Raw genomic sequence first — 26,462 nt, 5'->3', positions numbered from 1 at the left:
TTTATATAAACCAGTTCCACACTACTCCAAAACGAATTACGAAATCTCTATACGGGTAATTTGGAGCCGAAAAATAATTCTTTTTTAACACAAAAGAACTTATGTTATCTGCTTTAAAATAAATTCTAGTTCTACGAACCCTAGCATTGAAAAACAAATCTACTGTAGGATATCCTATTTCTGTGTCATTTTGTAAAGTAAACTCAGCTAATAAAGGGTTATACGTATTTGCTTTATATTTTGAAAAGTACTTAAATGTAGCTCCTATTTGTACCAACAAAGGTTTTCCTTTGAACCATTCATCTGTATAGTAAAGTGTATTACGAGTAACAAATTCTGGAACCCTAAAAACACTATTTCCACTTGCTACTTTTTGATACATTAAAGTGTTATCTAAAGCAAACTTTCCAAAGGTAAATTCTTTAGATGCCTTTGCCTTTAAATAGTTTACATCTCCTGGAAACTGTTTCGGTTGACCATTTTCATCAAAATACGTGTAATTACTAATATTAGCGATATCCAACGAAGCATTTCCCCATTTAGACTCAATAACCCCTCCCAATGTACGTGTCCCTATTTGAGAAAAATTATTTTCCCAATTAAAATCATCGTAACTACTTTGATGTAATAAAAAATTAAAATTAGGTAATTTGTTACTTATTCCTAACCTCCCTTTCACAGTAAGTACACTATCTTTTTTATAGAAAGCTTCCCCTGAAAGATAATTCCCTGACAATCGACCACTTCCTGGGGTAAGACTTCCAGAAGCATTTACATGAAAGTTCCCTATTCTTCCATTCCAATCAGCTCCAAACGAAATTGCATCTCCCTTCAGCTTATTTTTTGTAATTCCAACTGTATTATTCTGTAAGTTTTCATATCCATATGTATAATTTGATAATTCTGTTTTTACACGAAATTTTCCTAGTACATATTTTGAATTAAAATCTAAAAAAAACTGATTATTATATAGTAAATAAATAGTTTTATTATTAATGTTACTCGAAATATTTGCATCACCAAACATATCTGATGCTGTACCTTGAGTAAATCGATAAAACTTAGAATCTCTAGTAAATGAATGCCCAAGTTTTAAATTAGAAAAGTCTTTTTGACTCACACTATCTTTTGAAGAAAGTAATTTAAAAGTATGTTCAAAGTATAATCTCTTAGCATCTAAAGTACTTTCAGCATTACCCAAATTCACATCCATTCTACCTCTGTTTCCGCTAAAATTAGGATCATCTGCTAAAAATGCATCTAAAGAAGCTTCGGTTAGTCCTCCACTTTCTTGATTAAAAAAATCTTGATTTACAGCATGCCCTCTAATCCCGTATTGTCCTTTAGGAGTCTCGTAACTAAAACTAACCCTAAAATTACCCGTACTAGCCAAAGAACGCCTATAAGCCCCTAAAGAACGAAGTCCTTTATAAGCTATCGATACGTTAAATCGTTTAGAAAAATTTGTTGTAAAAAGCGCATCCAATACCTGACCTTGCTCTAACCCTGTACGATACATTATTTCTGTTGTAGGGGTGGGCACATGATAATAATTCACATCTTCAATTTCAAAATAATTGAACATTTTTGCTCTAAAACCTATATTAGGAAACTTAGAAATATTAGTAAAATCGTACCCTAAATTGTTAAAAGTTTGTCCTTGATTATGAAAAGCCAATAATTCAAAATTATCCTTTCGTAAGAAATTGAACTTATACTCTTTTTGAATTGTTAATGTAGTATCTACAATGGTAGTATCATTTTTATGTGATATAATTTTATAATCAGTGTACTTAGTTTTTCCACTAAGTTTTACATTAATCTCATTATCGGGCAATGAATCTATGTTTTGGTCAAATCCACCTCTTCCTATCCCCAAACCTCCATCAACCGTTCTTTTTTGGGCATAAATTATCTGAACACTTATCAAACAAAAAAATACTAAGAAATTTTTCTTCATAACAACAAAAGTAAAATAATTTAACGACAAAAATCACGATTAATTTCTTTGAAAACTGTTAATTTGTAGCATGTTGCAATTAAACTATAGCGGGCATAAATTAGAAGCAGGAACAGATGAGGCTGGTAGAGGCTGTTTATCAGGACCTGTAGTTGCAGCAGCTGTAATTTTACCAGGTGATTTTCAGCATGAATTGCTAAACGACTCCAAGCAACTTTCTGAAAAAAAACGACAAAAACTTCGACCTTATATTGAAGAACATGCACTAGCTTTTGGAGTTTCTTTTATACATCAAGAAGAGGTTGATGAGCTAAACGTTTTACAAGCATCTATTACTGGAATGCATCGTTCAATAGAACAATTAAATGTACAACCTGAGTTTATTATTGTTGACGGAAACAAATTCAAACCCTATCAAGAAACTCCACATCAAACCATTGTAAAAGGCGACGCTAAATTTATGAGTATCGCAGCTGCTTCTGTACTTGCCAAAACCTATCGTGATGAGTATATGGAGAAAATTCATCAAGAATTCCCGCAGTATAACTGGCAGAAAAATAAAGGATACCCTACAAAAGAACATCGCGAAGCTATTCGTCAATTTGGAGCAACTCCCTATCACCGAAAATCATTTAAATTGTTGCCAGAACAATTAAAATTGAAACTTTAATTTTTCTATTTTTGTCTTCCAATTTTTTAGAAGATGATTAAAAGAACTCGTACCGAAATTAACAAATGTATTATTCACAAAGTAGCTAACAAATACAATAGCGGGCAGAATGCCTTTTCTGAAAGTCTAGTGCGTTTTGATGAAGAAAGTTACGAATTGTTACTCCCTTTTTTACTGAAGCCTTTCGGTTCAGTTACTCAGAGTTACCGCTTTAGTCATCATGCTGATGTTCGTCTAAACGAAATCAATAAATATACTTCTGATATTTTTGAAGATGATAGCAACGAAGTTTTTATTGAACATTCTAAAAATATTGTTAATCACCTATACGAACAATCAAACTCTGCCAATATTAAAACGGGGGATGTAATTGTAGCTTATTTTGAAGGTATTGAATACAAAGATGTTTTAACTGAAGCCGTTGGTGTTTTTAAAATTGAAAGTAAAGTAGACTTCTTTCAGACTTACTTGGATGATGATAGTTTTGATGTAGTAGTTCAAAAAGGAATTTCAACAAAAAGATTGGATAAGGGATGTTTAATTTTAAACTCTACTGATGCAGAAGGAACTGTCGTTTTATCGGTAGATAACAACCAATACGATGCGCAATACTGGATTAAAAACTTCTTAAGTGTAAAATATGCTGATGATCGCAACTTACATACTCAAAATTACTTAGAAATGTGCAAGGAGTTTTCTGAAGAGGTTATAAAACCTGAATTTGGAAAACAAGAACAAAGTAATTTCTTAGCTAATACTGTTGATTATTTTAAAGAACATGAAAGTGTAGATTATCATGGCTTCAAAGATGAAATTTTTGAAGAAGACAAGCATAAAGATCTTTTTGAGGATTACAAGCAGCACTTTGAAAAATTAAACGATGTACTAATTCGTAATAATTTTGAAGTATCTGATGTTGTTTTAAAGAAAGAAAAAAGTAAGTTTAAAACTGAAATTAAATTAGACACCAATATTCAAATTAAAATTGATGTTGATGCTCCTGATGCTTCTGCTGAATATTTAGAACAAGGATACGATGAAGACAAGAAAATGAAGTTTTATAAAGTATATTATAATACTGAGAAATAAAAAAAGCTGAGTTTAAACTCAGCTTTTTTTATTATAATCTTATACCTATTCCCATCTTTAGAAGATTTACATTTGTGTTGTAATCTACATCTGGCGAGTTTCCAGAATTTAATTTGGAAAAATCATATTGGGCCTGTAAAAAAATTCTTGGTAAGATATCATAACTAACACCTAAACCAGCATTTATTCCTCTCAAGGTATCTGAGAGTTTAGAAAAATCAACCGGACCAGAGTTATTATTATTCGTTAGTTTCATTTTCATAAACGAGTATCCTATATTTACAAAAAGATGCAATTTTGTTAATTGACTCAAGTTTAATTCTGAGAAAATTTTAGGCTGTATAGCATATATTGTTCTCTCAAAATCTTGTGGATAATTATTACTCTTATCTGTATCATCAACTAGAAGCCCTCCATTTATACCTATACCTAAATTAACTATTTTAAAGTCCTTTATCCTATATTTAATTCCTAAATCAACAACCCCTTTAGACCTCCCTCCAATAAAATTATTATCTATAGTTAAAGGATAACTTACTTCTAAGCTAATTTTTTTATTCTGAGAAAATGAACCTATTCCACACAGTAATAAAATTAATAAAAGTTTATACTTCATATCTATTCCTTTTCAGCCATTTTTTTTACATAATCGGTAATAATCACAATAGTTTGTGCTCCCACTTTACCTTCAATATATTTAGCATTTTCAGGATCTAACGAAATTCTACGTACAGCAGTTCCTTGCTTTGCTACCATGCTAGAACCTTTTACTTTTAAATCTTTAATCAACACAACATTATCTCCTGCTTGTAAAATAGCTCCGTTTACATCTCTATGAATTATTTTTTCACTTTCATCTAAATGCTCACCTGTAGCTTCTGCAAAACGTAACTCTTCATCTTCTAAATACATCATATCCAATAAATCTTGTGACCATCCATCTTTTTTGACACGGTGTAACATTCTCCAAGCCACAACTTTCACTGCTCTAAACTCACTCCACATACTGTCATTTAAACAACGCCAGTGATTAGCGTCTGTAGCTTCTGAGTTTTCAATTTGCTCAATACAAGTACTACAAGCCAACAAACTCCCATCAACTCCTCCTGTTGAAATTGGTGGTACTTCATAAATTGACAAATCGCTTTTTGATCCGCATAACTCACATTGATTTCCGCTTCTATCTTGTAATTCTTGTAATAAACTCATTTTATTCTTTTTTTGCTTCGCAAAAGTACATTTTTAATTATATATTTAGGCTATGTTATTAGAAAGCGAACGACTAATTATTAAGAAAGCTCTAGTGAGCGATGCACCTTTTTATTTTCAACTATTTAATGATCCTGATTGGATTCAATTTATAGGAGATAAAAATTTAAAATCTATTGAAGAAACCCGTATCTACCTAAAGGATACTTTGTTTAAAAACTCTAAATTAAATGGACTTGGTTTTTTCACGGTTATTTCAAAAGAAACCAACAAACCCATTGGAGCCTCTACAGCATTGCAAAGAGACAAGTTAGATTTTATTGATATTGGGTACGCATTTCTGCCAGAAGGAAGAGGTAAAGGATATGCAACAGAGGCTACAAAACTAATTATTGAATACGTCCGTACTAAATTCAAACAAGACAAAGTATTAGCTTTGACGATGCCAAAAAATGAAAAATCTCAAAAACTATTAAAAAACCTAGGTTTTGAGTTTATTGGGATGCAACAAGTTTTTGAAGACGGAGAAGATTGTGTATTTGAGTATGTTTTTTAACTCAAATACAAATCAATTAACCCTTCTGGTGTTTTAACTTCAATAGTTTTAGTATCTCTATCTACCTTTTTAATAAAGTCATCAATCATAGGAATGAAAATCTCTTTTCCGTCTCTATCAATTTCAAATAAAGGTTGAGCTGAAGAGTCATTAATACTTACTATATTTCCCACCTCTCCAAAAGAAGTATCAACAACCTTAAAACCTATCACTTCATGATAATAGAATTTATCTCCTGATAATTTAGGGAGTAAGTCTAATGGCAGGTAAACTTCAGAACGTAAAATAGCTTCGGCATCTGCCTCCGTATCAACATCCTCAAACTTCACTCTAAACATAGTTCCTTTACTCAGGGAAGATTTTTCAATAAAAAAAGGAATCAGATTATTGCCTAAATCGACAAAAACTGATTCCAAATTTTCGTAAAGATCGGGTTCATCAGTATCTAACTTAATAACTACCTCACCCTTAAAACTATGTTTTTTAACGATTTTGCCAAGATAAAAGCAATCTTCTTTTTGCATCATCGTAGTACAGTTTTTATTCTTCGCTATCAGCACCTGATTCAGCAGCAGCATCCTCGCTATCTTCTACAGCAGGAGTTGCAGCAGCTATACGCGCTTCGTTTACAGCTTTTTCAGCTTCTAAAGCTTTTGCTTTAGCGTCAGCTTCAGCTTTTGCTAAACCTTCTGTTTTACCAGCAACTTTAGCCGCTTTTTCTTCTAACCAAGCAGTAAATTTAGCTTCTGCTTGCTCTTCAGTTAAAGCTCCTTTTTTTACTCCTCCAGCTAAGTGATTCTTTAATAAAGCTCCTTTATAAGATAAAATAGCTCTAGCAGTATCAGTTGGTTGAGCACCATTTTGTAACCACTTTACAGCTCCGTCAACATCTAAGTCGATAGTTGCAGGATTAGTATTTGGATTGTAAGTTCCGATTTTTTCTAAGAAACGACCGTCTCTTTTAGCTCTTGAATCAGCAGCTACTACCCAATAAAATGGTTTTCCTTTTTTACCGTGTCTTTGTAATCTAATTTTTACAGGCATAATTTTAATTTTTAAGGTTCGCGACCTTGGTTATTAATAAATCTTATTATCTCGTAATAAGTGGGCGCAAAATTATAAAATATTTTTCAATTAAAAGTAAAAAAACAACTTTATTACAATAAAAAAGAGCCTGTTAAACAGGCTCTTAAGAAAAATAAATTGTGAGGTATATTATAATACTCTAACGCTAACTGCGTTTAATCCTTTTTTTCCTTCTTTAAGTTCAAACTCAACAGTATCACCTTCTCTAATCTCATCGATTAAACCTGATACGTGTACAAAATGTTCTGTGTTTGATCCTGACTCTGTAATAAATCCAAAACCTTTAGATTCATTGAAGAACTTTACTGTTCCTTCTTTCATTGTAAAAAATATTATATTAAAGTACAAATGTAATCTTATTAATTGATTATCAATCACTTTTTTTTATTTTTATTTTAAAATTAACCTACACTTAACATCTATTTACTGATTACAATCAGCTATTCAAGCCTTTACATTAAGTAAAAACACTCGTTAATAACTTCTCTTAATAACAATGTAAATTCTTCGTATTTTTACACTTTGTTTTATCCAAAACACTTCAATAAGTAATTTTGCCCATGTATTTAATTTTCGATACCGAAACTACTGGATTACCAAAAAGCTGGAATGCTCCAATAACCGATACCGACAACTGGCCTAGAGCCATACAAATTGCGTGGCAATTACATGATGAATTAGGAAATTTAATTGAACACAATGACTTCTTAATACAACCTGACGGGTTCAATATTCCGTACGATGCAGAACGTATTCACGGAATTTCTACTGATTTAGCTATCGAACAAGGAATTCAATTGAGTGAAGGGTTAGAACTATTCAACAAGGCATTACAAAAAACGAAGTTTATTGTTGGTCAAAATGTTGGTTTTGATGTCAACATTATGGGGTGTGAGTTTCATCGTTTAGGTGTTGAAAACAATTTAACAGAATTACCTGTTTTGGATACTTGTACCGAGCATACGGCACAATTATGTCAAATTCCTGGTGGTCGTGGAGGAAAGTTTAAACTTCCAACTCTTACCGAATTACACAATCATTTATTCGGAACAGGTTTTGGAGAAGCACATAACGCTACTGCCGATGTAGAAGCAACTACAAGATGTTTCTTAGAATTAATTCGTTTACGCCAGTACACAGAAGAACAGTTAGACGTTCCTTCTGATTATTTTCAACGTTATACAGAAGCAAATCCGAACCCAATACAGGTAATCGGACTTAAGCACTTAAACCTTAAAAAGGAAAGTGAAAAAATTCGCAAAAGAAAGTCATCTGAAACTGAAGAAGCTAATACAATTTCTACCGCAGAAGGATTAGCAGAACTTGAAGGTGTTAAATTTGCTCATTTACATAACCATACACAGTATTCTGTTTTACAATCTACCATTCAAATTGGTAACATAGTAAATGCCGCTGCTAAAGATAATATGTCTGCAGTTGCCATGACCGATACGGGTAACATGATGGCTGCATTCCATTTTGTACAAGCTGTTATAGGACATAACAAAGCTGCTGAAGCGGCTAATAAAGAAGCCTTAGAAAAAGGAGAAGAACCTACACAAAGTGTTTTAAAACCTATCGTAGGTTGTGAGTTTAATGTTTGTGAAGACCATACCAATAAAAGTCAAAAAGACAATGGATATCAAGTCGTTTTACTTGCTAAAAATAAAAAGGGATACCACAATTTAGCAAAAATGTCTTCCATTGCTTTCGTGGATGGTTTTTACTATGTTCCAAGAATCGACAAAAAAGTTATTGAGCAATACAAAGAAGATGTAATTGTATTAACAGGAAATTTATATGGTGAAGTTCCTAGTAAAATATTAAATGTAGGTGAAGCTCAAGCAGAAGAAGCTTTACTTTGGTGGAAAGAACAATTCGGAGAAGATTTATATATCGAATTGATGCGTCACGGACAAGAAGATGAAAGAGTTGTGAACGAAACTCTACTTTCATTCTCTAAAAAGCATGATATTAAAATTGTTGCTACGAACAATACTTTTTACTTAGATAAAGAAGACGCCAATGCTCACGATATTTTATTGTGTGTAAAAGATGGTGAAAAACAAGCTACTCCTAAAGGTCGAGGAAGAGGCTATCGTTATGGTTTACCTAACGACGAATACTACTTTAAATCTACTGAAGAGATGAAAAAACTCTTTGCAGATTTACCTGAAGCAATTATTAACATTCAAGAAATTGTAGATAAAATAGAACCTTTTGGCTTAGCTCGTGATGTATTATTACCTGCTTTTGATATTCCAGAAGAGTTTAGAGATGAAAAAGATCTTGAAGATGGAGGAAAAAGAGGTGAAAATAATTTTTTACGTCATTTAACCTATGAAGGAGCCAAAAAACGTTATGGAGAAATTACCGATAAAATCCGAGAACGTTTAGATTTTGAGCTTGATGTAATTGCTAAAACAGGATATCCTGGATATTTCTTGATTGTAGAAGATTTTATTCGAGAAGCACGAAACATGGATGTATCAGTAGGTCCAGGACGTGGTTCTGCAGCTGGTTCGGTAGTTGCTTATTGCTTGTGGATTACTAATATAGATCCTATCCAGTACGACTTACTTTTTGAGCGTTTCTTAAACCCTGAACGTGTATCGATGCCCGATATTGATATCGACTTTGACGATGAAGGTCGTAGCCGCGTAATGGATTATGTAATTGAAAAATATGGTGCTAACCAAGTAGCACAAATTATTACCTATGGTACCATGGCTGCTAAATCATCTGTACGTGATACCGCTCGTGTACTTGACTTACCTCTATTTGAAGCCGATAGAATTGCCAAGTTAATTCCAGGAATGAAATTGAAAAAAATCTTTTCTTTAGATGAGAAAGGATTAAAAGAAAAGCTTCGTTCTGAAGAAATAGAAATGGTAAATGAGCTAAAAGCTATTGCTAATGGTAGTGGGTTAGAAGCTGAAACCATTAATAAAGCGCGAATTTTAGAAGGTTCAGTTCGTAATACTGGAATTCATGCTTGTGGGGTAATTATTACTCCTGATGATATTACCAAATTCGTACCGGTATCTGTTGCCAAAGATTCCGACATGTATGTTACCCAGTTTGACAATTCGGTAGTAGAAAGTGCAGGATTATTAAAAATGGATTTTTTGGGGTTAAAAACATTAACCCTAATCAAGGATACGGTAAAAATTGTAAAAGCACGTCATGGTGTAGAGCTTGACCCTGAAAATTTCCCTATTGATGATGAGGAAACTTATGCACTTTTCCAACGTGGAGAAACCGTAGGTATATTCCAATACGAATCTCCTGGAATGCAAAAGTACATGCGTGAGTTAAAACCTACGGTTTTTGCTGACTTAATTGCAATGAACGCTCTGTATCGTCCTGGTCCTTTAGAATATATTCCTTCTTTTATTAGAAGAAAACATGGGGACGAGGAAATTCAGTACGACCTTCCTGCAATGGAAGAATATTTAGCAGAGACCTACGGAATTACAGTATATCAGGAGCAAGTAATGTTACTTTCGCAAAAGTTAGCTGATTTTACCAAAGGTGAAGCCGATGTACTTCGTAAAGCAATGGGTAAAAAGCAAGCTGCGGTACTAGCGAAAATGAAACCTAAGTTTGTGAATCAAGCAAAGGCCAATGGTCATGATGAAAAAGCCCTAGAGAAAATCTGGAAGGACTGGGAAGCTTTCGCATCTTATGCTTTTAACAAATCGCACTCTACTTGTTATGCTTGGATTGCTTATCAAACCGCTTATTTAAAGGCCCACTACCCTGCTGAATACATGGCTGCAGTACTTTCCAACAACATGAACGATATTAAAACGGTTTCGTTTTTTATGGAGGAATGTAAACGCATGGGGTTAGAGGTATTGGGTCCAGATGTAAATGAATCGTATGCTAAATTCTCTGTAAATAAAGATGGCGCTGTTCGTTTTGGTATGGCGGCAATTAAAGGTGTAGGTGGTTCAGCTGTAAAAGCAATTATTGATGAACGCAAAGAAAATGGGCATTACACTTCTATTTTTGATGTAGCCAAGCGTGTTGATTTACGTATTGCTAACAAAAAAGCTTTTGAAGGTTTAGTATTAGCTGGTGGTTTTGATTCCTTTACAGATACTCACAGAGCTCAATATTATGTGAAAGATGAAAAAGGACAAACTTTTTTAGAAAAGGCTATTCGCTTTGGAAATAAGTTTCAAGAAAATCAGAATTCATCTCAGGTATCTTTATTTGGAGAAGCTTCGGATGTTGATTTACCTGAACCTTTAATTCCTGAGTGTGAAACTTGGGGAACTATGGAATTGTTAGCTCGTGAAAAGGAAGTCGTTGGAATGTATATTTCTGCACATCCACTTGATGATTTTAAAAACGAACTAAAGTTCTGCAACGCTTCTCTAGCACATTTTAAAAACATCGCTCAATATGAAGGTTTAGGACTTTCTTTTGCTGGAATTGTTACTGATGTACAGCATCGTGTATCAAAAGCAGGTAAAGGATGGGCTGCTTTTACAATGGAAGATTATAACGATAGTTTTGAATTCCGAATTTTTGGTGAAGATTACTTAAAGTTTAAACACTTTTTGGTTCCAAATTCATTCCTATTTATCAAAACTACGATCAAATCTGGTTGGACTAATAAAGAAGGTGTGAAAGGTGAACCTAGAGTTGGATTTAATGAGTTTTTACTATTACACGATATTATGGATAAAATGTGTAAAAAACTCACCATAAAAATTCCTCTACAAGAAGTAAAAGACAACACTATAAAAGAACTACAACACTTGTTTGCTACTAACAAAGGCTCACAAAGTTTGTATTTTACCATTTGGGATGCCGAAGAAAAAATAGAGTTAAACTTACCTAGTAGAACAACTAAAATTAAAGTGTCTAGTGAGTTTTTAAAAGCATTAGACGAACAGTTTATAAATTATAAGTTGAATTAATAACCAAAATGCTACCTAGTTATCAAAACAGTATTGACCTATTAACAAATGTAGCTAACCAAAAGTTATATAAACAACTTATAGTTCAACTTAACAAAGATTTTAGTTTAACTGGAATTGATTTAACTTTTTCTGAAAATACCCCCCCTTTAGAGTTAAAAGAAGAACTCCAGAAATCAATTAAAGAACTTGTTTTACATGACTTTAGTTCGTACACCAACCTTTTATATCGTATTGATGTTTCTGAAAAAGACACACAAAATATCGAGTCAACAGATATTAATGTATACACCGAATGTCTTACTTTTTTGATTTTAAAAAGAGTTTGGAAAAAGGTTTGGTTTAAAAATCAGTTTACCAAATAAAGCTTTAGGCTGTAATTTCTTCTATAATAGCATCCAAATTATGATTTTCTTCAAAACCGCCCAACCATGTTGCTGTTTCTTCGTGATTTAAAAAACTATTGAGTGCTTCTCGAACTGCTATTTTGTTTTGTTGCGGTAAATTTTCAATTACTTCTGTTAAGTTACTTAATAAGTGTTTAGGAGAAATATTTTCTTCATATAACTTAAATGCAATTTTTCCTGTTACATCTAAAAACTTTATATAGTTTGCTTTTGTAGTTATAGGTGTATTAATTCCTAATCTTTCAAAAACTTCTTTTACTACTCCTGAAGTTTGTCTTCCCCAAATACCGTCTACCAAAATTTCTTCTTTATATATATACTTTAAAACTAATTGTAAATACAGTGTTTCTGATTTTGATGTTTGATTATAATCAACAGGTACACTCGTATCAACATGCCAATGATCTTTATGATTTGGGTAGTAATAATTTAATACAATACCAAAGTGTTTTCTTAAAAAAGATTCCATGCCTAAATACAACTCTTTTTGATGAATAAAATTGGTTGTAACTAGAGTTTCATTGCTCCAAAAAACAGCATCTAAATCAAATGCCTTTCCGTGACTATGCTGTCCTGGTTTGTCTACAAAAATTCCTGCAGTTGTAATTACTTCAGGTATCCCTAGAGGACAATGCTCAAAAACTTCTTGAAGTGCATTTTCTAAAATGCTTAAGAAACTTTTATCAATTGAAAAATTACGTTGCTCTCCTCTTGTTCCGTATGGGTGATTTGTTAACCTAGCATAATGTAAGGGGATACCATTTATATTATTGATTGTTTTCATTACTGCTCTTTTTAAAGTTTAATGTTAATTGTTTTTCCTTCTTTTGTATATTCTCTCTTAATACCTTCTATTAAATATTGTTTTTGTATTGTTTCTTTCTTATTAGCAATAGTTTGTAAACATGCATATTGAATAATGTTCACTATATTAGAACCTGTTAAACTAAACTTCTTAGCTAACTCTTCTACGCTTACAGTATCTTCTAACTCAACGTTATCTGGCAAGTTATTTTCCCATAACATTAATCTTTCTGTATAACCAGGAGCTTCAAACTCTATAATATTATTAAAACGTCTGGTAAAAGCTGTATCAATATTGTTTTTAAAATTTGAAGCCAAAATAATTAGTCCTGGATGCGACTCTATTCGCTGTAATAAATAAGAGACTTCTTGGTTAGCATATTTATCATGAGCATCTCTTACATTTGTTCTTTTACCAAAAATTGAATCGGCTTCATCAAAAAATAAAATCCAATCTTGGTTAATGGATTTATCAAATAATTTGGACAAGTTTTTTTCTGTTTCTCCTATGAATTTTGAAACAACCATTGACAAGTCTACTCTGTAAACATCTTTACCTGTGTATTTTCCAAGTAAACTAGCTGTTAGTGTTTTTCCTGTTCCTGGAATTCCACAAAACAAAACTCTATATCCGGGTTTTATTTTTGTTTTCATTCCCCAATCATTTAAAAGTATCTCTTTATATGCTAACCAGTTTTCTATTTCTTTAACATCGTTCAATGTTTTTTCTTGTAATACTAAATCTTCCCACTCTAAATCTGTAGTAATTAAACTTGCAGGAAAATCTTGACTCATTTGTGGTTTTAATTCTTTCCCTGTTAAAAACAAGTGTACATATTCCTCTGCCAAAATTAGCTTACCACTCATTAAAGGCTCTTCTTCAAGTTGCTTTTCAATTCTCAACACCTTATCTCTAAACAATTTACTTTCACTTAAAATAAATTGTAAACCTCTTTCTCTTGAAGCAAAATCATTACCTCCTAAAATATAAAGGGCTGTTTCACCTGTAGGTATAATTCCTCTATGATTTTTCCCTTTTACTCCTCCAAACTCTGGAAACTCACCTCCTTGTGGCAAAAACTCACTAATGATATTGTTTAAAAAATTTGGAAACATGTGAGGTACAAAAGCCAATAGTAATAGAATAACATCTTCAGTTACTAGATTTTTATCATTCATAAAAGCAATCACAGGAGAGGGTACTCCATTATAGTTTAATTCAAAATTTGGTTGCTTATACCCATTAAATTCACTATCAATTCTATTGGTAATAAAATCTTGCAGTACTTTAAATACTCCTATTTTATTTATTTGATCTACCTCTATGTACATAATTACCTTATTTTATAATTTCTTTTTTTTCGTTCCGTCATTAGCAAATTTTGCTTTATAATTTTCTATAGATGCATCATAGCCTTGATCGGCCCCAATAGATAGCTCTGTACCTTCTCCATTTTTAGAAAAATCACTTCCTAGTTTTTTGTATTTGTCTTTATCGTATCGCTTGTCTTTTTTCATTTCTACACCAATTGTTTGTAGATTATCTCCTTCTACCTCTGTATCGTCTTTAGAAGCAATTCCCTTTGATTTGTATGTAGTATTTAAAAACTGACCTGGTAAGTTATCAATATCCATAGTCATAGCTTGTTGTAAAGCCTTTGTCAAAGTGCTTTTCGCCTTTGCTTTAATTTTCTCATCTACCTTTTTCTTCCCTTTATTGTCTTTACCGAATTCAGTATCTAAAACTCCTTTTAGTTGATTATTAACATTTACATCATCCTTTATTTTTGCAGTAACTTCCATATTAAAGTTTGTTCCTCTAGATTTGAAGAAAGAGGCCAACTTATTCTCAACATGCGCCATTTCTTTTTGATTATACATTGGTGATGATGGATAAATATTCATTGCCGAATTAACTCCTGAACCTCCAAATTGATCTCCAATAATATGAGCATTATCAAATCCTGGAGTACCATCTTTTCCTGCTGATCCTCCATCCCATTTTCCTCTTCCAATTCCATCTGGCTTACTTGACAAATTGAATCCTTTTACTTTTCTAGTTTGTACTTTGTCTGAAATACCTTTTATAGCCTCATCAAAAGTGATATTTATCTCAAATGTTGGACTATCTTCTCCTGCTTTTGCTTCCTTTGCGTCTCCAGCTCTTTTTGTCTTATATTCGGCTGTATATACTCCATTCTTTTCCGTTAATTCCATTTCATCTGGAATAAAGTTTCCATGTGCTGGTTTGTAAGACTTGGATTTTCCTTTTTTTAAGACTCCTTCTTCAGCTCCATCACTTTCAATGTATATATTAGGATATGAACCAAATCCTTTTCCTGTTCTAAACTTATAGCTAGAATTTCTCTTATCAAGAATATAAACTTGTTTCTTGTCTATTTTATTAATATCTGTTTTTAATGCTTTAGTAAAAGACTCTAATGGAATACCTTCTTTATCTACCACCTTTTTATTTAAGTATTGATCTAGCAACGGTAAATTATCCTTTTCATCTCCTTTTGCTTGTACCTTACCAGTAGTATCATTAGGTGCTATTTTAATTTTAATATCTACATCGTTATCTTCTTTATCTTTAGCTAATGCATTAAACTTTATATCTAAATTTATTCCTTTTTTTAATTGTGGTTGGTATTTATTTTCTAGGGTTTTAGCTTCTTTCTTTTTTCTTGTATAAAACTTATCAAACGGTTCTCCTTTTTTTGCTTTTTCTCCTAATTTCTTTTCTATCTTACCTACAATCTTTTTATGTTTCGCTTTATCTTTTGCTGTTAATTTTGCTGGTTTTTGCTTTTTATTATCATCTTTTATCTTCTTTGCATGCCCTTTTTTGGGTTTCTTTTTCCCTAAAATCTTATTAAATATTTTTTTAGCTTTTTTAATAACTTTATTAATGGCTTTGTCTATTTTCTTTCTAACTTTTTTAATTATTTTTTGGATTTTTCCGGTGAGTCCTGTTACTCCAACCAAAGCAGCTAAAAAACCTATTAATACTGGTATTGCTTTGGCTAAAGCAGTTTCGATACCTTTTGCTACAGCTTTAACATTTCCTTCTGCTAGCGCTTTAATACTATTTATAAATGCTGTAACTAATTCAAAAATTTGTGCCGCCCTTTCAACAAAAAACTTTACAATATCTATAATCATCATCGCAGCTTTTACAAAAGCTCCTGCTGGACTTAACAAGCCCATAACCCATTTTATACCCGCTTCAATAACTTTAGTGATTATCATATCTCGAATGGCATCCATAACCATTTCTTTGAGATTACTAAACTGTTCTTTTATATACTCCCAAAGCCCCATTACACCATCTTTTCTAACTATCTGAAAAATTTCAACAGCTTTTTCCATACCAGCAACCACGGGCTCTCCTAATAACTTTACTGCTTTACTCCTAAAATAATCCCATGTCAATCCTAACATTTGAGTTACTAAGCTGAATATTCCTGAAAGACTAAATAAATTATCTGGTAATGTAATACCTACATTACCTAGTGAACCTGTAAGCCATTCTATTACTCCCTTAATCATGTGTTTTTTGATATTGTTTCCAAAATCAACAAAACCTTGTTTAACCCCTTGTATTAGATTACTTAAAAACCCTATCGGGTCAGAAATTATAGCTCCTATTGCACTTACAGCTGCTGCTAGTAGATTAAGCAGCATATCCTTTATTTTTAAAATAGTTTTTATAACACCAGCTAATGCATTTAACGCAGCGCCAATCCAACCGGCACTTACGCTTTCTTTTATTTCATTAAACTTTTCTTGTAAACTATCAACATTTTCTTTGTATGACTGTGCTAAATCAGCCGCTAATTCTTCCTGTTTTTCATAAACAGTATCTTCTAAATCTGCATACTGGTCATTAAATTCACTATATGCATCTTCCGCCAATTTCTTTTGTGACTCGTCTAAACTGTCAAATTTCTCTTTTGATTTTTTCTTTCCTTCTGCAATAGCATCTAAAGCTCCGTTCAACCCATCAGCTATGATAATTGAAATATCATCTAGAACCGAGTTCATCTTACTGATAAACTTTGCTTTTTCAACTCTAAATAATTTATCTATAGCCTCCGTATCTTCACCAAAAATCCAATCATCTATTACTGTCCATCCATAAATTTCTCCTAAACCATCTTCAACATTTTCTTCAAAGGTTTTTTGAGCACTCTCTGCTTCTTCACTAAACTTTTTATCTACATCTTCTGAGAGCTTTTCTAAACTTTCTGTAACTGTCTTTTTTGTCTCTTCATAAATTGCTTCAAACTCGGCGTATATTTTTTCTTGCTCTGTTTTATCGTTTGTTTTATTCTCCGTTTGGTTAGCTAAAACATTATTCTCTGACAATACTTTAGCTGCTTGCATTTGATCTAACCCCTCTTTACTATTTACAGTCGCTGTTTTTTGAGCTACCCCTAATTGAGCTTGTTCTTTTTTTCTATACTTTACTGGCGCTAACTTTGCTTCAGTTTGAGCATTGTTCTTTTCTTCTAATGCTCCTGTAAATTTAGGTTCGTTTGATTTTGCTAATTGCTCATCCGTCACCTTATTTTCAGCCATATAATCATCTAGTGACTGACTTTCTTTTTCCATTGAGATCTCTTGAGATGTCTTAGGTTTTGGAATTGCTGCTTTAGCGTTTAATGGTTTTGGGGTACTCCCTGAATTTGTAGGAGGTAATGGAACAGCTTCTACTGTTGGTTGACCTGAAACAGGAGCTGGTTTATCTGCCTCAGATTTCATTGGTCCTGCTAACTTATCGCTTTCAGCTGTAACTTGACCTGATATATTTTCTTTTATCCCTTGAATAGGCTTCTCATCTCTAAACTCTTGTGCTTCTTCTGAGTTTTTCGGAAGTTGTTTTTCTAAATCATCTAAATTCTTTTCTAAAAGTTTTTTAAACGATTCTGGTGTAAATGGCTCTCTCTTTTTTTCTTCTTCAGAGGTTGCTGATAATGAATCTGCATGTGCTTGCTGATCGTTTTTAGCTGATTGTACAGCTGCTGATGGGTGACCTGCTTGCTGCTGTTCACCTACCTTAGCTTCTGGATCTGGATGTTGTGATTTTTCTTCTTTTACCTTTTCTGTTTTTTTTATTTGTTGTTGAAAAGCAGGATCATCTTCTGGTTTTGTTGGTGCTTTAGGTATTTTTTTCTCTTTAACTGCTCCTTCTTCTTTTTTTTCTTTTTCTGAGGTTTCTTCCTTTTCTTTTTTTCCTTCTTTAGCTTCTGTTTTTACTTGAGTAGTGTTATTACTTTTCGGTTCTGTCACAGAAACACTTGCATCTTTTGCACTATTTTTCACCCCATTAAAAGATTGCTTTTCTGCTACTTTTTTAAGAGCCTCAATTTTATCTCCTCCTTCATTTTTTTCACCTTTTTCTTTTTCAGAAGCTTCTAAAACCGATGCTTTTTGAGTTACTGACTCTTCTTTTTGGGTTGAAAGACTATCTCCTTTTTTTATTTTTTTAGGTTCTTTTAGCGCAACTTCCTCTTGTTTTTTTTCAGGTTTAATCACCTTCATTTCTGGCTTAATAAAAGGTGATGCTTCCTTACTTTTTAAAGAAGGATTAGAAGGTTTTGCTATATTTTGTTTTGCTCTAAACATTACTTATTGTCTTTACTGCCAAATACGGTAGTTTGCATCAAGCTTTAAATGAGATCTTGAATAGATTTTTATATAATAACTATCTCCAGGTGTAACACTAGCTATAGAAAAATTTAAAGTCCCAGGTATGTTAGGTCCTAATCTTTTACTTCCTATACGAGTATCCCATATCATACCACACTTATATACTTGCACACTAAAATCTTCTGGTCCTATACTTCCCGATCTATTATAACTTACTGAAACCTCCCCTTTAAGAGCTGAACTACTAGATGGTTTAAACGTTTCTGAATAACACGTATGAATAAAACCGCTTCTACAACTTCCTCTATGAGGTAGTGAATGGGTTGGTGAACATTCAGGATCAGAAAGTTTTTGAACTTTCTTCTGCACCATTCCTTTTTGTTGAATGGTATGTGTTAATTCGTGTGCTAACAGATGCTTTCCTTCTTTGGAGTTTGGACTGTATTTTCCTTCGTTAAAATAGATATCGTTTCCATGCGTAAATGCCTGTGCTCCTATTTCTTGACTCATTTGTGCTGCTTCTGAGTTGTTATGGATATTTACACGGCTAAAATCGGCTCCAAAACCTGACTCCATTTCACTTCGTGTTTGTGCATCCATTTTTTGACCTCCTTTTCCTCTTTTTAACTTACTTTCAAAAGAAGGTTTATTTTTTGTTGAAGTAGATTTTTCCGTTTTTGACTGCACCGCTTCCTCTTCTTCTTGCTTTTGTACTTTCTCTTCTTTTTCACAATCATCGCACTTCGATTGTATTGTTTCTTCCTCTTCTTTACTTTGCACCGCTTCCTCCTCCATCTTTTGAACGGGTTGCTCGTCTTCAGTAGTTTCCATTTTTTGTACTAAAGGTGTTACTTCAGAAGCCAATGGTTTTTGTTGAATTTCTTCTTCATTTTCTTTTTTTTGTATTGAATTAGCTTCATTATTATTTCCTACAACTTTATCAGCCATATTATCTGCTTCAACTTCATATTGATCTCCTTTTCTTCCAAATGCTAGCTTCGGCTGAATAAACAAATCCTTTTTTTTATCTTTTGCTTGAACGTTATTAGCTTCTGGTTTTTTATCTCTTTTAAACATGACTTTTAAAGTTTTAGTTATATTTTACCAATTCGTAAAGATTAATTCCTTCATCCAAGGAAGTTTACATAAGCTTAAATTCCATGGTAATTTGGTATCTATTAAAATATCTTGTGTTTTTCTTTCAACTGTTAGATTGGGGTTGTCTTTAGTTAAATCTAGTTTTCCTTCTCTTTGTAAATACTCATTACGCAATAGGTCATTTGAAGAGCTTTTTAAAACCGACCAATTTTGAAGTACTGCTCTTAACAATTCTTCTGATCTCTCTTTAAGTTCATCACTCAATACTATATTTCTTTCAATAGAACTTTGTATGGGTAGGTTGCACAAAAACTTTTCAAAAATTAAATTGTTTTCAAACTGTTGTTCTTTTTTAGTTGCTACATAATGTAGTAAGTGAACTGCTTCATTGGGTTTGATAATTTTATTCTCTTTATCTAAAAAACCACATGAATTGAAAAACTGTTTTAAAAAGGGATGTAATAGGATTAGTCCTGCATTTTTTATAAGATGTGATGTAGGTTCGCTTACAACTTCTTTTTTGCTTGAAAAAGTGTTTTTTAACGCTTCTTGATGTCTCCTTTTATATTCAGCTCTCTTTTGGTCTTCAGTAATTTTATCCGTTTTTAAGTTTACTTCTTTATTTTCATAAGGATTCTTACTCTTCGCTTGCATTTTTATTCTTAATTCTTCTTTTACTTCTTTACTTTTTTCTTTTGATGATGTTTGCTTCTTTAAGGTTTCTTTTTTGTTTTTATTCCCTTTTTCTTCAACTGAAATAGGTAATTTAAGACTGTTTATTTCTTTATTTTTAAATGTTAATTTTTCATCTACAATTTTATTCTTCTCTAAATTTCCTTCCTTAATTATATCTTGACCATGGTTGGTAACTTCAAAGTCTATTTTATTTGATTGAATGGTATTTACTTCTTTATCTTTTTTATGATTTTTATCAAAACCTTCAGAAACTTTTATATTTCCTTCTTCTACCTTTTGATGTTTTTTATCAACATTTTCAAGTTTATTTTTATCAATTTTAATCCCAAGCTCTTTTAGTTTTTTAACATTAATTTGATTTTTAAATATTGTGCTTTCCAAAATCAATTCTCCTAAAAAAAACATTAACTCTTCTGTATAATCCTTTAGAAATGTTGTTCTTTTTAATGTTATTATTTCTTCTCGAACTTCATCTACTATTCTTGAAAAATCATTATTTATTATTGCTTTGATAAAAAATTCCCATATTTTATTTTCTATCTTACGGTTTGTAAAATCAATTTTTTTAATGGTTGCTAGAAATGGTTCATACCCTTTGGGTTTATTAAAAATACTTAGAAATAATATTTGTAACTCGTCAGTCTTAAACTGTTGAATTAATCTATTCTGTTGAACTTGATCTCTTAATGACTTTAAAAAACGTTCTTCAAAAAATTGACTTTCTGTTATTTCAAACAACATCTTTTTTGTAAAACTATTCTCTTCTTTTTGATTCCACCAAGCTGTTGTACCGTGTTGCAAAAAGTGAAAAAAAGTATCTAATTTAGATTCTGTTGTAGTAACCTTTTTTATAATTACTTTGTGCAATTCTGGTGCTTTAAAAATTGCTTTTAGCTTTGTTATAAGTTGTTCTTTTATTTCTCTCTTTGTGCTGCTATCGTTTATAGATGTATTGCTATTAGATATATTAACCTCAATATTTAAATTTTCTATTTGTTGAATGTATGCTTCATACTCGATTTCTTGAGAGTTAAAATATTTTTCTATTTCTGGAAATACTTCTTTCTGTAAAAAGTTTTCGATAGTATTTTTACACTCTTCTGCTACTTTTTTACTTTTCGTATTTACCTCAACAAATACTTTTTGTATGGTATGTTCTAGGGCAGCCATTATACGGTTTGTATTAAGTTTTCTTTTATAAACTTAGAAATGTATTCGGCTTGAATTTCTACTGAACATTTTCTTAAAAACTCTAATAAAGCTTCTTCTTTTTTTATTTGTCCTTCCGTAAACCCTGTGTTAATTTCAATTAACAAATCTTGAAGATCTTGTTTGATTTCATCTGACTCTAAAACTGTTTGCTTTTGACAATGAAGAATATTAAAGAATAATCTTACCTGTGCTTTATAATATTTTACAAGTAACGTTCTATTATCAGCGTTCTGTAAAGAAAGCATCCACGTATTATTTAATAAATCTAAAAACAGTTCAGTTAATTGATTGTTGTTTTTTCCTGTTAAATAAGAATTGCTTTTATCGTCTATTATTTTTATATATATATCATTTGTAGGAACTACTACAGTCATGTTAACCTTACTTCCAACAATTCCATCATTCATACTAAATTTATTCGATTTATAGTAATTGTCAATTGCTCCTTTTGTTATTTCTTCACAGGTTTTATCTCGTATTTTTCCTATTTCTATAACTTCTGTTGTTGTATGCTCTCCGCACTTACTTGCTACCGTTAAAGAGACTTTTACTGAATCTCCATCAAAATTACTCAGGTCTTCTGTTATTGTTGTTCTTTTTATTTGAGGTTCTCTTTCAACTCCATTAATTACCCAAACATACTCGTCTCCCTTTTCTGAAGTATTTGTTAATGATACTATTCTAGTTTTTGAATCAAAACTATGTGTAAAACTTGCTTGTGGTGTTGCTGTAAGGTTTATTGTTTGTGTTACAAATGTTCCTACAATACCAATACTTACAGTTCCTGAATTAGTTAGTCCAGAATTAGCTGGTACAAACTCCCATAATTTTGTTTCTTCATTAAACTTTACATTTCCACCTGTGAGTTGTACTCCTTCAATTTTTGGTCTTACTGCAACAGGATAAGACTCTTTATCACTTAAACAAAAAGTGGTTGGTATGTTTATTGTAAACTCTGGAAATGCAATAGTCTTTGTAAACTTTGCAGTTGAAAAACAGCCATTACCATCAGTAATTGTAAGTGTTACTGTATATGTATTTTCTATTCCTTCTTTAACTAATAATTTAGGATTAAAAAGTTCAGCTCCCGACTCAATACCATTTACACTCCAATTGAATTTTAACCCTTCTGGTTTTACTCCTTCTGGAAGGATAGCTTCGAAAGCTGCTTCATAAAATAATTGTCCATCTTTCCATATAAATCTCGATTCACTTCGTTCTGAAATACTTATTTGCTTAACTTCATGAATCGTGATTCTTGCATTGGTTGTTTGCCCATCTTCTAAAAACTCAATTATTTGACCATAATTTTCAAAAACTGCTACATCAACAACTAGTTCATTGTTTTCAATCGTTACTCCATTTATGGCTCCATCTGCAATGGTTATTGTTCCATTAACATTCGTAAATGGAATTCTTGCTGTTTTTTCTTTAGTAAAATCGATACAATATGATGGTTGAATAGCTAATTCAGATGGTGTTAGTGTATCAAATTTTATTGGATTTATAGGTATTTCTTTCGAACATGGTCCTAATGAAATTTTCAATCCTGGGTGTATCTCATTGTTTATATCATCAATTGGCAATCCATAATTTTGAAAAACTTTATTATTTATAGGTGTACGTTCCACTCTGGTACCATCTCCCATAAAGTCCCAAGAGTACTTGATGTTATTAAAGAAATTAGCATTTACAAAATCAGTGTCTTTCCAATGTAACACATAGGTTACTCTTGCTTTCGATTTATTCTCATTATATTCAATAGGTTGTTCTACTTCAACTAATAACTCTAATGCTGGATATACAATAAGTTCACAATCTGTAGGCTCATCATTAACCATAAATTTAATTGGTTTACCTAATAAGCTTTTATCTATTTTAGTTACATCAATTTTCCATCTTTTATCTTCTTCATCTAAATAAACTCCTGACTCCACACCTTCAGGCACATTTGCTTTTACTTCTCCATCTAATGGTCTTACAGTAAATAGTAAAGAGTCAATTTCTATATCTTTTTTCAAACAAATAGTACTTACTGGCAAGCTTAAAAATGGTGGTTCTTTAGGAATTATGAAATTCACTGGAGCACAATCTGAACAACACATATATGGTAGCGAAAAGTCTGCTACAACCGTGTTTTTTAACGTTTCGTTTTCACGAATTACTTCGTTTTCGTCGAAATACAATCGCTTGTTGGTTTCTAAAACAACAGGGTTATATAGCTGTAAAAAGTATTCGTCTTTAGGTACTAAATGGTCTTTAATTGTAATACGCATTCCTACAGAACCGTCTTCGTTTATAACTGTTTCTTCTGCATTAAGTAATTTAGACATTCCTGCTCTAGACCAAGTTCTATTTAAAAAAGCTGTAAAATTACCTACTGTTTCTGCTAATGTTTTACCTACCAAAACTACATCCTGATCAAAAAATCTTTTCTTTTTAAAATTAAAATAACGTCCATCCACAAATGAAAATTCTATGGTTGAACTTTTATCCCATAACTTTATTATTCCTCCATTTCTATAACTAATCTCATCTTTACTGAAAGCTAAATCTTTCGAGTTTATAAACTTATTTGTAATGTCTAATTCTTTATCTGAAGTTACTGGTTGATTTTTAAATACAACATTTAGAACTACGTTATCAAACGTATTTTTATCTGCTGCATTTTCGGTAACGTATACCATTACAAAAGTTCCTCCTGGAATAACTCCTGCTTTATGTTCAAGACCTGGATGTTGTTTTACAAATTCTGAAAGTTGTATTCTTTCTAAAATCTTTTTCTTTCTTTTTTCTATTTCTAAAAGTAGTGTTTCTAACTTTTTTCCTGAACAACAAACAATAGATAATTGGTTAATTAATAAACCTAAAATTTGTTTGGTTGAAACTTCCAGTGAGGTACTGTTGTACTTTGCTTGTAGGTTTTTTACTTTCTTACAAAGCTTTGCTATTGTCAGTTTATAACTTGTTAGCACAAGACTATCTATATCTCTTATGTTTAATGGTATTTTTGTGTCTAAAATATACGTATGAACTAAGGTTTCTGTAAGGTCTGTTAATATAAAATCACTAAGTGTTGGTTCTTCTTTCCAAACTTCTTTTTCTTTTATCGCCTCGGTTTCTTTATTCAATTCAACAATAATATCACTTGCGGATCCTTCTTTATTTTTACCTATTACACGATCTATTAAATAGCCTATTGAGTCTTCATCTTTCGTCAAGTTTTCTTTTACAATATTTTCTTTATTAATCAGATAGTCTTGGTATTTGTTTAAAACAGTTTTATTGTATTTATATATTGTTTCTCGTTTTTTAGTTTCTTCCTTAGAAAGAAACTTCATTTTATTTATTACTTCTTTGTCCATAAAAGCAGTGTCCGCTGCTACTTCTTCAGTTGCACTTATTCTTTTATCTTTTGATGGAATTAACCTATCTACGACTATGTTAACCTTTGGATTGGTTAATTTGAATGCTGAAAATGTTTTACTTACTTCTGATAAAATGCAATTTTGTTCTGCTCTCCATGCGTTCAACAACATTTTTAAGTCTTCAAACTCACATTCATAATTATTAATATTGATGTTTTGTTTCGTAGTATTAATGGAAAGTGTTTTTACATCAAAATTTAATCCGTATTTTTTTTTATCGTCCAAAATTTTCTCTAGTGCTTCGCGATACATTTTTCCTTGATGCCCTTCAATTCTATAAAAATCATTGTTATCAATGTTGTATGATAATGGGCTTTGAATTGCTTCTGATTTTTTAAGATTCTCTTTTTGATAGCTTAAATTTTGGTTGTCTCTATAGTTTTTTGTTTTATTAAAATCCCAATTCTTTAAAAACTGTGAAGAAACGTTGTAATAAAAAGGAATTGCTTTGTCGCTTAAAGGAGTATATGCTTTTGATGGGGTTATTACCACATCTTCTGATTTTGTTTTTCCTATATAATTACTCGAAATAGCAATTGCTCTATTAATTAATAACTGTATTTTTTGAAGGTTTTCATTTTCATGACCTACAATAGTTGATTTATAAAATCGGTGACGTAATTCTGGATATGCTGTTTCTTTTTCCAACTTTCCTAACATTACATGCTTTGGAAAAGCTCCTATATTTGGACAACAGTTTACATTAATATGAAGTAAAAGTTCTTTAATTTCATTATACGTATCTACCAAATCTTTGATAACATCGTACCTGTATTGAAAATCTAATGGAATAGCAAACGGACTATAATTAAATAATGCTTTTATTTTAGTAGTTATTGATGATTTTTGAAATTTTGAGAATATCGTATCAAAACCATCAATTAAATCTACACTTATACTTTTGTCTTTAATTACACTATCAAACTGAGCTTTTAATTCTGAAAATGTTTTGGTGTTTTTCTCATTTAACACCACTCTTTTTGCTTTTACAACAGGTAACTCATCATTAATTTTATACCAATTGTGTTTTAAAAAAATAGTGTCTTTTGATGCAATAGCTTCTAAGTCTTCAATACTTATAAGTAATACTCGTAGCTTATTAATCTGCTCGATACCTTGATTATCACATGTTAGTTTATTACATAATACGTCTTCGTTTGGATATTGTTCGAGATACAATAAAACAGCCATTTTTTGTATCTCTGGAAACTCAATTAAAGGGGTATGCGACTCATTTTCTTCACTATGTAATTCCCATAAATTATATTGCTTTTTTTGAGTATTCCTAAAACGCTCGTATTTGCCGTCGGTATCCTCAAATTTTTTGTAAAATGAAAACTTTTTTGATTTTATGTTTTCTTTTATTAAATCAAAAAACTGAATTAAATCTCCATCAGTAGTTACCGCTGCTCCTTGAGTAATTTCAATACTCGACACCGCTGTTTTATCTGTAGTGAATTTTGGAGTTACCTGAAACCCACAGGCTATTCCAACACCACTTAAGCCTAGTCTCGACAAACGGTTTTGATCTTCAAAATAGTCGATAAATGTATTGAGTTGTGTTTCTGTTAACACTTGATTAGCATTAAACTTACTATATTCAGTTGTAATTTCTCTTAGTTTCAGGTTAGTCGTTTCCATACGTATTATGTTTTGGC

17 protein-coding genes are annotated in these 26,462 nt (G+C 31.7%); 5 read left to right on the top strand and 12 right to left on the bottom strand.

All coding sequences use genetic code 11. The features are described 5' to 3' along the window. Nucleotide 1: 1 nt before the first annotated feature. Nucleotides 2-1,960 carry a putative porin gene (locus tag ACXIHB_RS12350; protein ID WP_462098353.1) on the bottom strand — a complete coding sequence of 653 codons (1,959 nt, stop codon included), beginning with the start codon at nt 1,958-1,960 and terminating at the stop codon, nt 2-4. A gap of 70 nt (nt 1,961-2,030) precedes the next feature. Here ACXIHB_RS12350 and ACXIHB_RS12345 point away from each other — a divergent pair, with 70 nt between their 5' ends. Beyond that, nucleotides 2,031-2,630 (top strand): ribonuclease HII, encoded by a 600-nt coding sequence (locus ACXIHB_RS12345; protein ID WP_159612958.1) that lies wholly within the window; start codon nt 2,031-2,033, stop codon nt 2,628-2,630. Nucleotides 2,631-2,663: 33 nt separating this feature from the next. After that, complete coding sequence (locus ACXIHB_RS12340) at nt 2,664-3,719, top strand: nucleoid-associated protein (protein WP_125066673.1); 1,056 nt, start codon at nt 2,664-2,666, stop codon at nt 3,717-3,719. A gap of 31 nt (nt 3,720-3,750) precedes the next feature. Here ACXIHB_RS12340 and ACXIHB_RS12335 read toward each other — a convergent pair whose 3' ends face one another. Together ACXIHB_RS12335 and ACXIHB_RS12330 are read right to left on the bottom strand one after the other, a co-directional pair. Continuing rightward, nucleotides 3,751-4,335, bottom strand: a complete 585-nt coding sequence (locus ACXIHB_RS12335) for an outer membrane beta-barrel protein (RefSeq protein ID WP_462098352.1) — start codon at nt 4,333-4,335, stop codon at nt 3,751-3,753. A gap of 2 nt (nt 4,336-4,337) precedes the next feature. Further along, nucleotides 4,338-4,928 (bottom strand): PhnA domain-containing protein, encoded by a 591-nt coding sequence (locus ACXIHB_RS12330; protein ID WP_047790290.1) that lies wholly within the window; start codon nt 4,926-4,928, stop codon nt 4,338-4,340. A gap of 52 nt (nt 4,929-4,980) precedes the next feature. On the opposite strand from ACXIHB_RS12330, the gene ACXIHB_RS12325 reads away from it, so the two are divergent. Then, nucleotides 4,981-5,484, top strand: a complete 504-nt coding sequence (locus ACXIHB_RS12325; RefSeq protein WP_047790291.1) for a GNAT family N-acetyltransferase — start codon at nt 4,981-4,983, stop codon at nt 5,482-5,484. On the opposite strand, the gene rimM is transcribed toward ACXIHB_RS12325, so the two are convergent. The 3 genes from rimM to ACXIHB_RS12310 form a co-directional block, all read right to left on the bottom strand. Continuing rightward, entirely contained in the window at nt 5,481-6,008 is a 528-nt protein-coding gene (gene rimM / locus ACXIHB_RS12320) for a ribosome maturation factor RimM (protein ID WP_462099342.1), read from the bottom strand. The two genes, ACXIHB_RS12325 and rimM, sit on opposite strands and share 4 nt — an antisense overlap. Nucleotides 6,009-6,024: 16 nt before the next feature. Continuing rightward, nucleotides 6,025-6,528, bottom strand: a complete 504-nt coding sequence (locus ACXIHB_RS12315; protein WP_047790292.1) for a 30S ribosomal protein S16 — start codon at nt 6,526-6,528, stop codon at nt 6,025-6,027. Between the two features lie 171 nt (nt 6,529-6,699). Beyond that, nucleotides 6,700-6,891 carry a cold-shock protein gene (locus tag ACXIHB_RS12310; protein ID WP_028891302.1) on the bottom strand — a complete coding sequence of 64 codons (192 nt, stop codon included), beginning with the start codon at nt 6,889-6,891 and terminating at the stop codon, nt 6,700-6,702. Nucleotides 6,892-7,130: 239 nt separating this feature from the next. Here ACXIHB_RS12310 and dnaE point away from each other — a divergent pair, with 239 nt between their 5' ends. Together dnaE and ACXIHB_RS12300 are read left to right on the top strand one after the other, a co-directional pair. Continuing rightward, a complete protein-coding gene (gene dnaE / locus ACXIHB_RS12305) occupies nt 7,131-11,504 on the top strand; it encodes a DNA polymerase III subunit alpha (RefSeq protein ID WP_462098351.1) in 4,374 nt (1,457 codons plus the stop codon). Between the two features lie 8 nt (nt 11,505-11,512). Next, nucleotides 11,513-11,869 (top strand): hypothetical protein, encoded by a 357-nt coding sequence (locus ACXIHB_RS12300; RefSeq protein WP_462098350.1) that lies wholly within the window; start codon nt 11,513-11,515, stop codon nt 11,867-11,869. 4 nt (nt 11,870-11,873) lie between these two features. On the opposite strand, the gene ACXIHB_RS12295 is transcribed toward ACXIHB_RS12300, so the two are convergent. Genes ACXIHB_RS12295 through ACXIHB_RS12270 form a run of 6 tightly spaced genes read right to left on the bottom strand, consistent with a single transcriptional unit; the run spans nt 11,874 to nt 26,445 of the window. Then, complete coding sequence (locus ACXIHB_RS12295) at nt 11,874-12,695, bottom strand: hypothetical protein (RefSeq protein ID WP_462098349.1); 822 nt, start codon at nt 12,693-12,695, stop codon at nt 11,874-11,876. A gap of 11 nt (nt 12,696-12,706) precedes the next feature. After that, nucleotides 12,707-14,047, bottom strand: coding sequence for an ATP-binding protein (locus tag ACXIHB_RS12290; protein WP_082118680.1), 1,341 nt, complete (start codon nt 14,045-14,047; stop codon nt 12,707-12,709). A gap of 12 nt (nt 14,048-14,059) precedes the next feature. Next, a complete protein-coding gene (locus ACXIHB_RS12285) occupies nt 14,060-18,346 on the bottom strand; it encodes a hypothetical protein (protein WP_462098348.1) in 4,287 nt (1,428 codons plus the stop codon). Nucleotides 18,347-18,358: 12 nt separating this feature from the next. After that, nucleotides 18,359-19,447: an eCIS core domain-containing protein gene (locus tag ACXIHB_RS12280; RefSeq protein ID WP_462098347.1), complete on the bottom strand. Its 1,089-nt coding sequence runs from the start codon at nt 19,445-19,447 to the stop codon at nt 18,359-18,361. 24 nt (nt 19,448-19,471) lie between these two features. After that, the gene (locus ACXIHB_RS12275; protein WP_462098346.1) at nt 19,472-21,334 is read right to left on the bottom strand and encodes a contractile injection system tape measure protein; all 1,863 of its coding nucleotides are present in this window, start codon (nt 21,332-21,334) and stop codon (nt 19,472-19,474) included. Then, nucleotides 21,334-26,445 (bottom strand): hypothetical protein, encoded by a 5,112-nt coding sequence (locus tag ACXIHB_RS12270; protein ID WP_462098345.1) that lies wholly within the window; start codon nt 26,443-26,445, stop codon nt 21,334-21,336. The genes ACXIHB_RS12275 and ACXIHB_RS12270 overlap by 1 nt, the downstream gene beginning before the upstream one ends. Between the last annotated feature and the right edge of the window lie 17 nt (nt 26,446-26,462).

The sequence above is a fragment of the Tenacibaculum sp. IMCC1 genome (genome assembly GCF_054906355.1).
Note: the sequence above shows the minus strand (reverse complement) of the source record. Positions and strands in the feature narration are given on the sequence as shown.

Bases quoted from the DNA above. Each gene is read 5' to 3' on its own strand.
- ACXIHB_RS12350 (WP_462098353.1), bottom strand. From the start codon at position 1,960: ATGAAGAAAAATTTCTTAGTATTTTTTTGTTTGATAAGTGTTCAGATA.
- ACXIHB_RS12345 (WP_159612958.1), top strand. From the start codon at position 2,031: ATGTTGCAATTAAACTATAGCGGGCATAAATTAGAAGCAGGAACAGAT.
- ACXIHB_RS12340 (WP_125066673.1), top strand. From the start codon at position 2,664: ATGATTAAAAGAACTCGTACCGAAATTAACAAATGTATTATTCACAAA.
- ACXIHB_RS12335 (WP_462098352.1), bottom strand. From the start codon at position 4,335: ATGAAGTATAAACTTTTATTAATTTTATTACTGTGTGGAATAGGTTCA.
- ACXIHB_RS12330 (WP_047790290.1), bottom strand. From the start codon at position 4,928: ATGAGTTTATTACAAGAATTACAAGATAGAAGCGGAAATCAATGTGAG.
- ACXIHB_RS12325 (WP_047790291.1), top strand. From the start codon at position 4,981: ATGTTATTAGAAAGCGAACGACTAATTATTAAGAAAGCTCTAGTGAGC.
- rimM (WP_462099342.1), bottom strand. From the start codon at position 6,008: ATGCAAAAAGAAGATTGCTTTTATCTTGGCAAAATCGTTAAAAAACAT.
- ACXIHB_RS12315 (WP_047790292.1), bottom strand. From the start codon at position 6,528: ATGCCTGTAAAAATTAGATTACAAAGACACGGTAAAAAAGGAAAACCA.
- ACXIHB_RS12310 (WP_028891302.1), bottom strand. From the start codon at position 6,891: ATGAAAGAAGGAACAGTAAAGTTCTTCAATGAATCTAAAGGTTTTGGA.
- dnaE (WP_462098351.1), top strand. From the start codon at position 7,131: ATGTATTTAATTTTCGATACCGAAACTACTGGATTACCAAAAAGCTGG.
- ACXIHB_RS12300 (WP_462098350.1), top strand. From the start codon at position 11,513: ATGCTACCTAGTTATCAAAACAGTATTGACCTATTAACAAATGTAGCT.
- ACXIHB_RS12295 (WP_462098349.1), bottom strand. From the start codon at position 12,695: ATGAAAACAATCAATAATATAAATGGTATCCCCTTACATTATGCTAGG.
- ACXIHB_RS12290 (WP_082118680.1), bottom strand. From the start codon at position 14,047: ATGTACATAGAGGTAGATCAAATAAATAAAATAGGAGTATTTAAAGTA.
- ACXIHB_RS12285 (WP_462098348.1), bottom strand. From the start codon at position 18,346: ATGTTTAGAGCAAAACAAAATATAGCAAAACCTTCTAATCCTTCTTTA.
- ACXIHB_RS12280 (WP_462098347.1), bottom strand. From the start codon at position 19,447: ATGTTTAAAAGAGATAAAAAACCAGAAGCTAATAACGTTCAAGCAAAA.
- ACXIHB_RS12275 (WP_462098346.1), bottom strand. From the start codon at position 21,334: ATGGCTGCCCTAGAACATACCATACAAAAAGTATTTGTTGAGGTAAAT.
- ACXIHB_RS12270 (WP_462098345.1), bottom strand. From the start codon at position 26,445: ATGGAAACGACTAACCTGAAACTAAGAGAAATTACAACTGAATATAGT.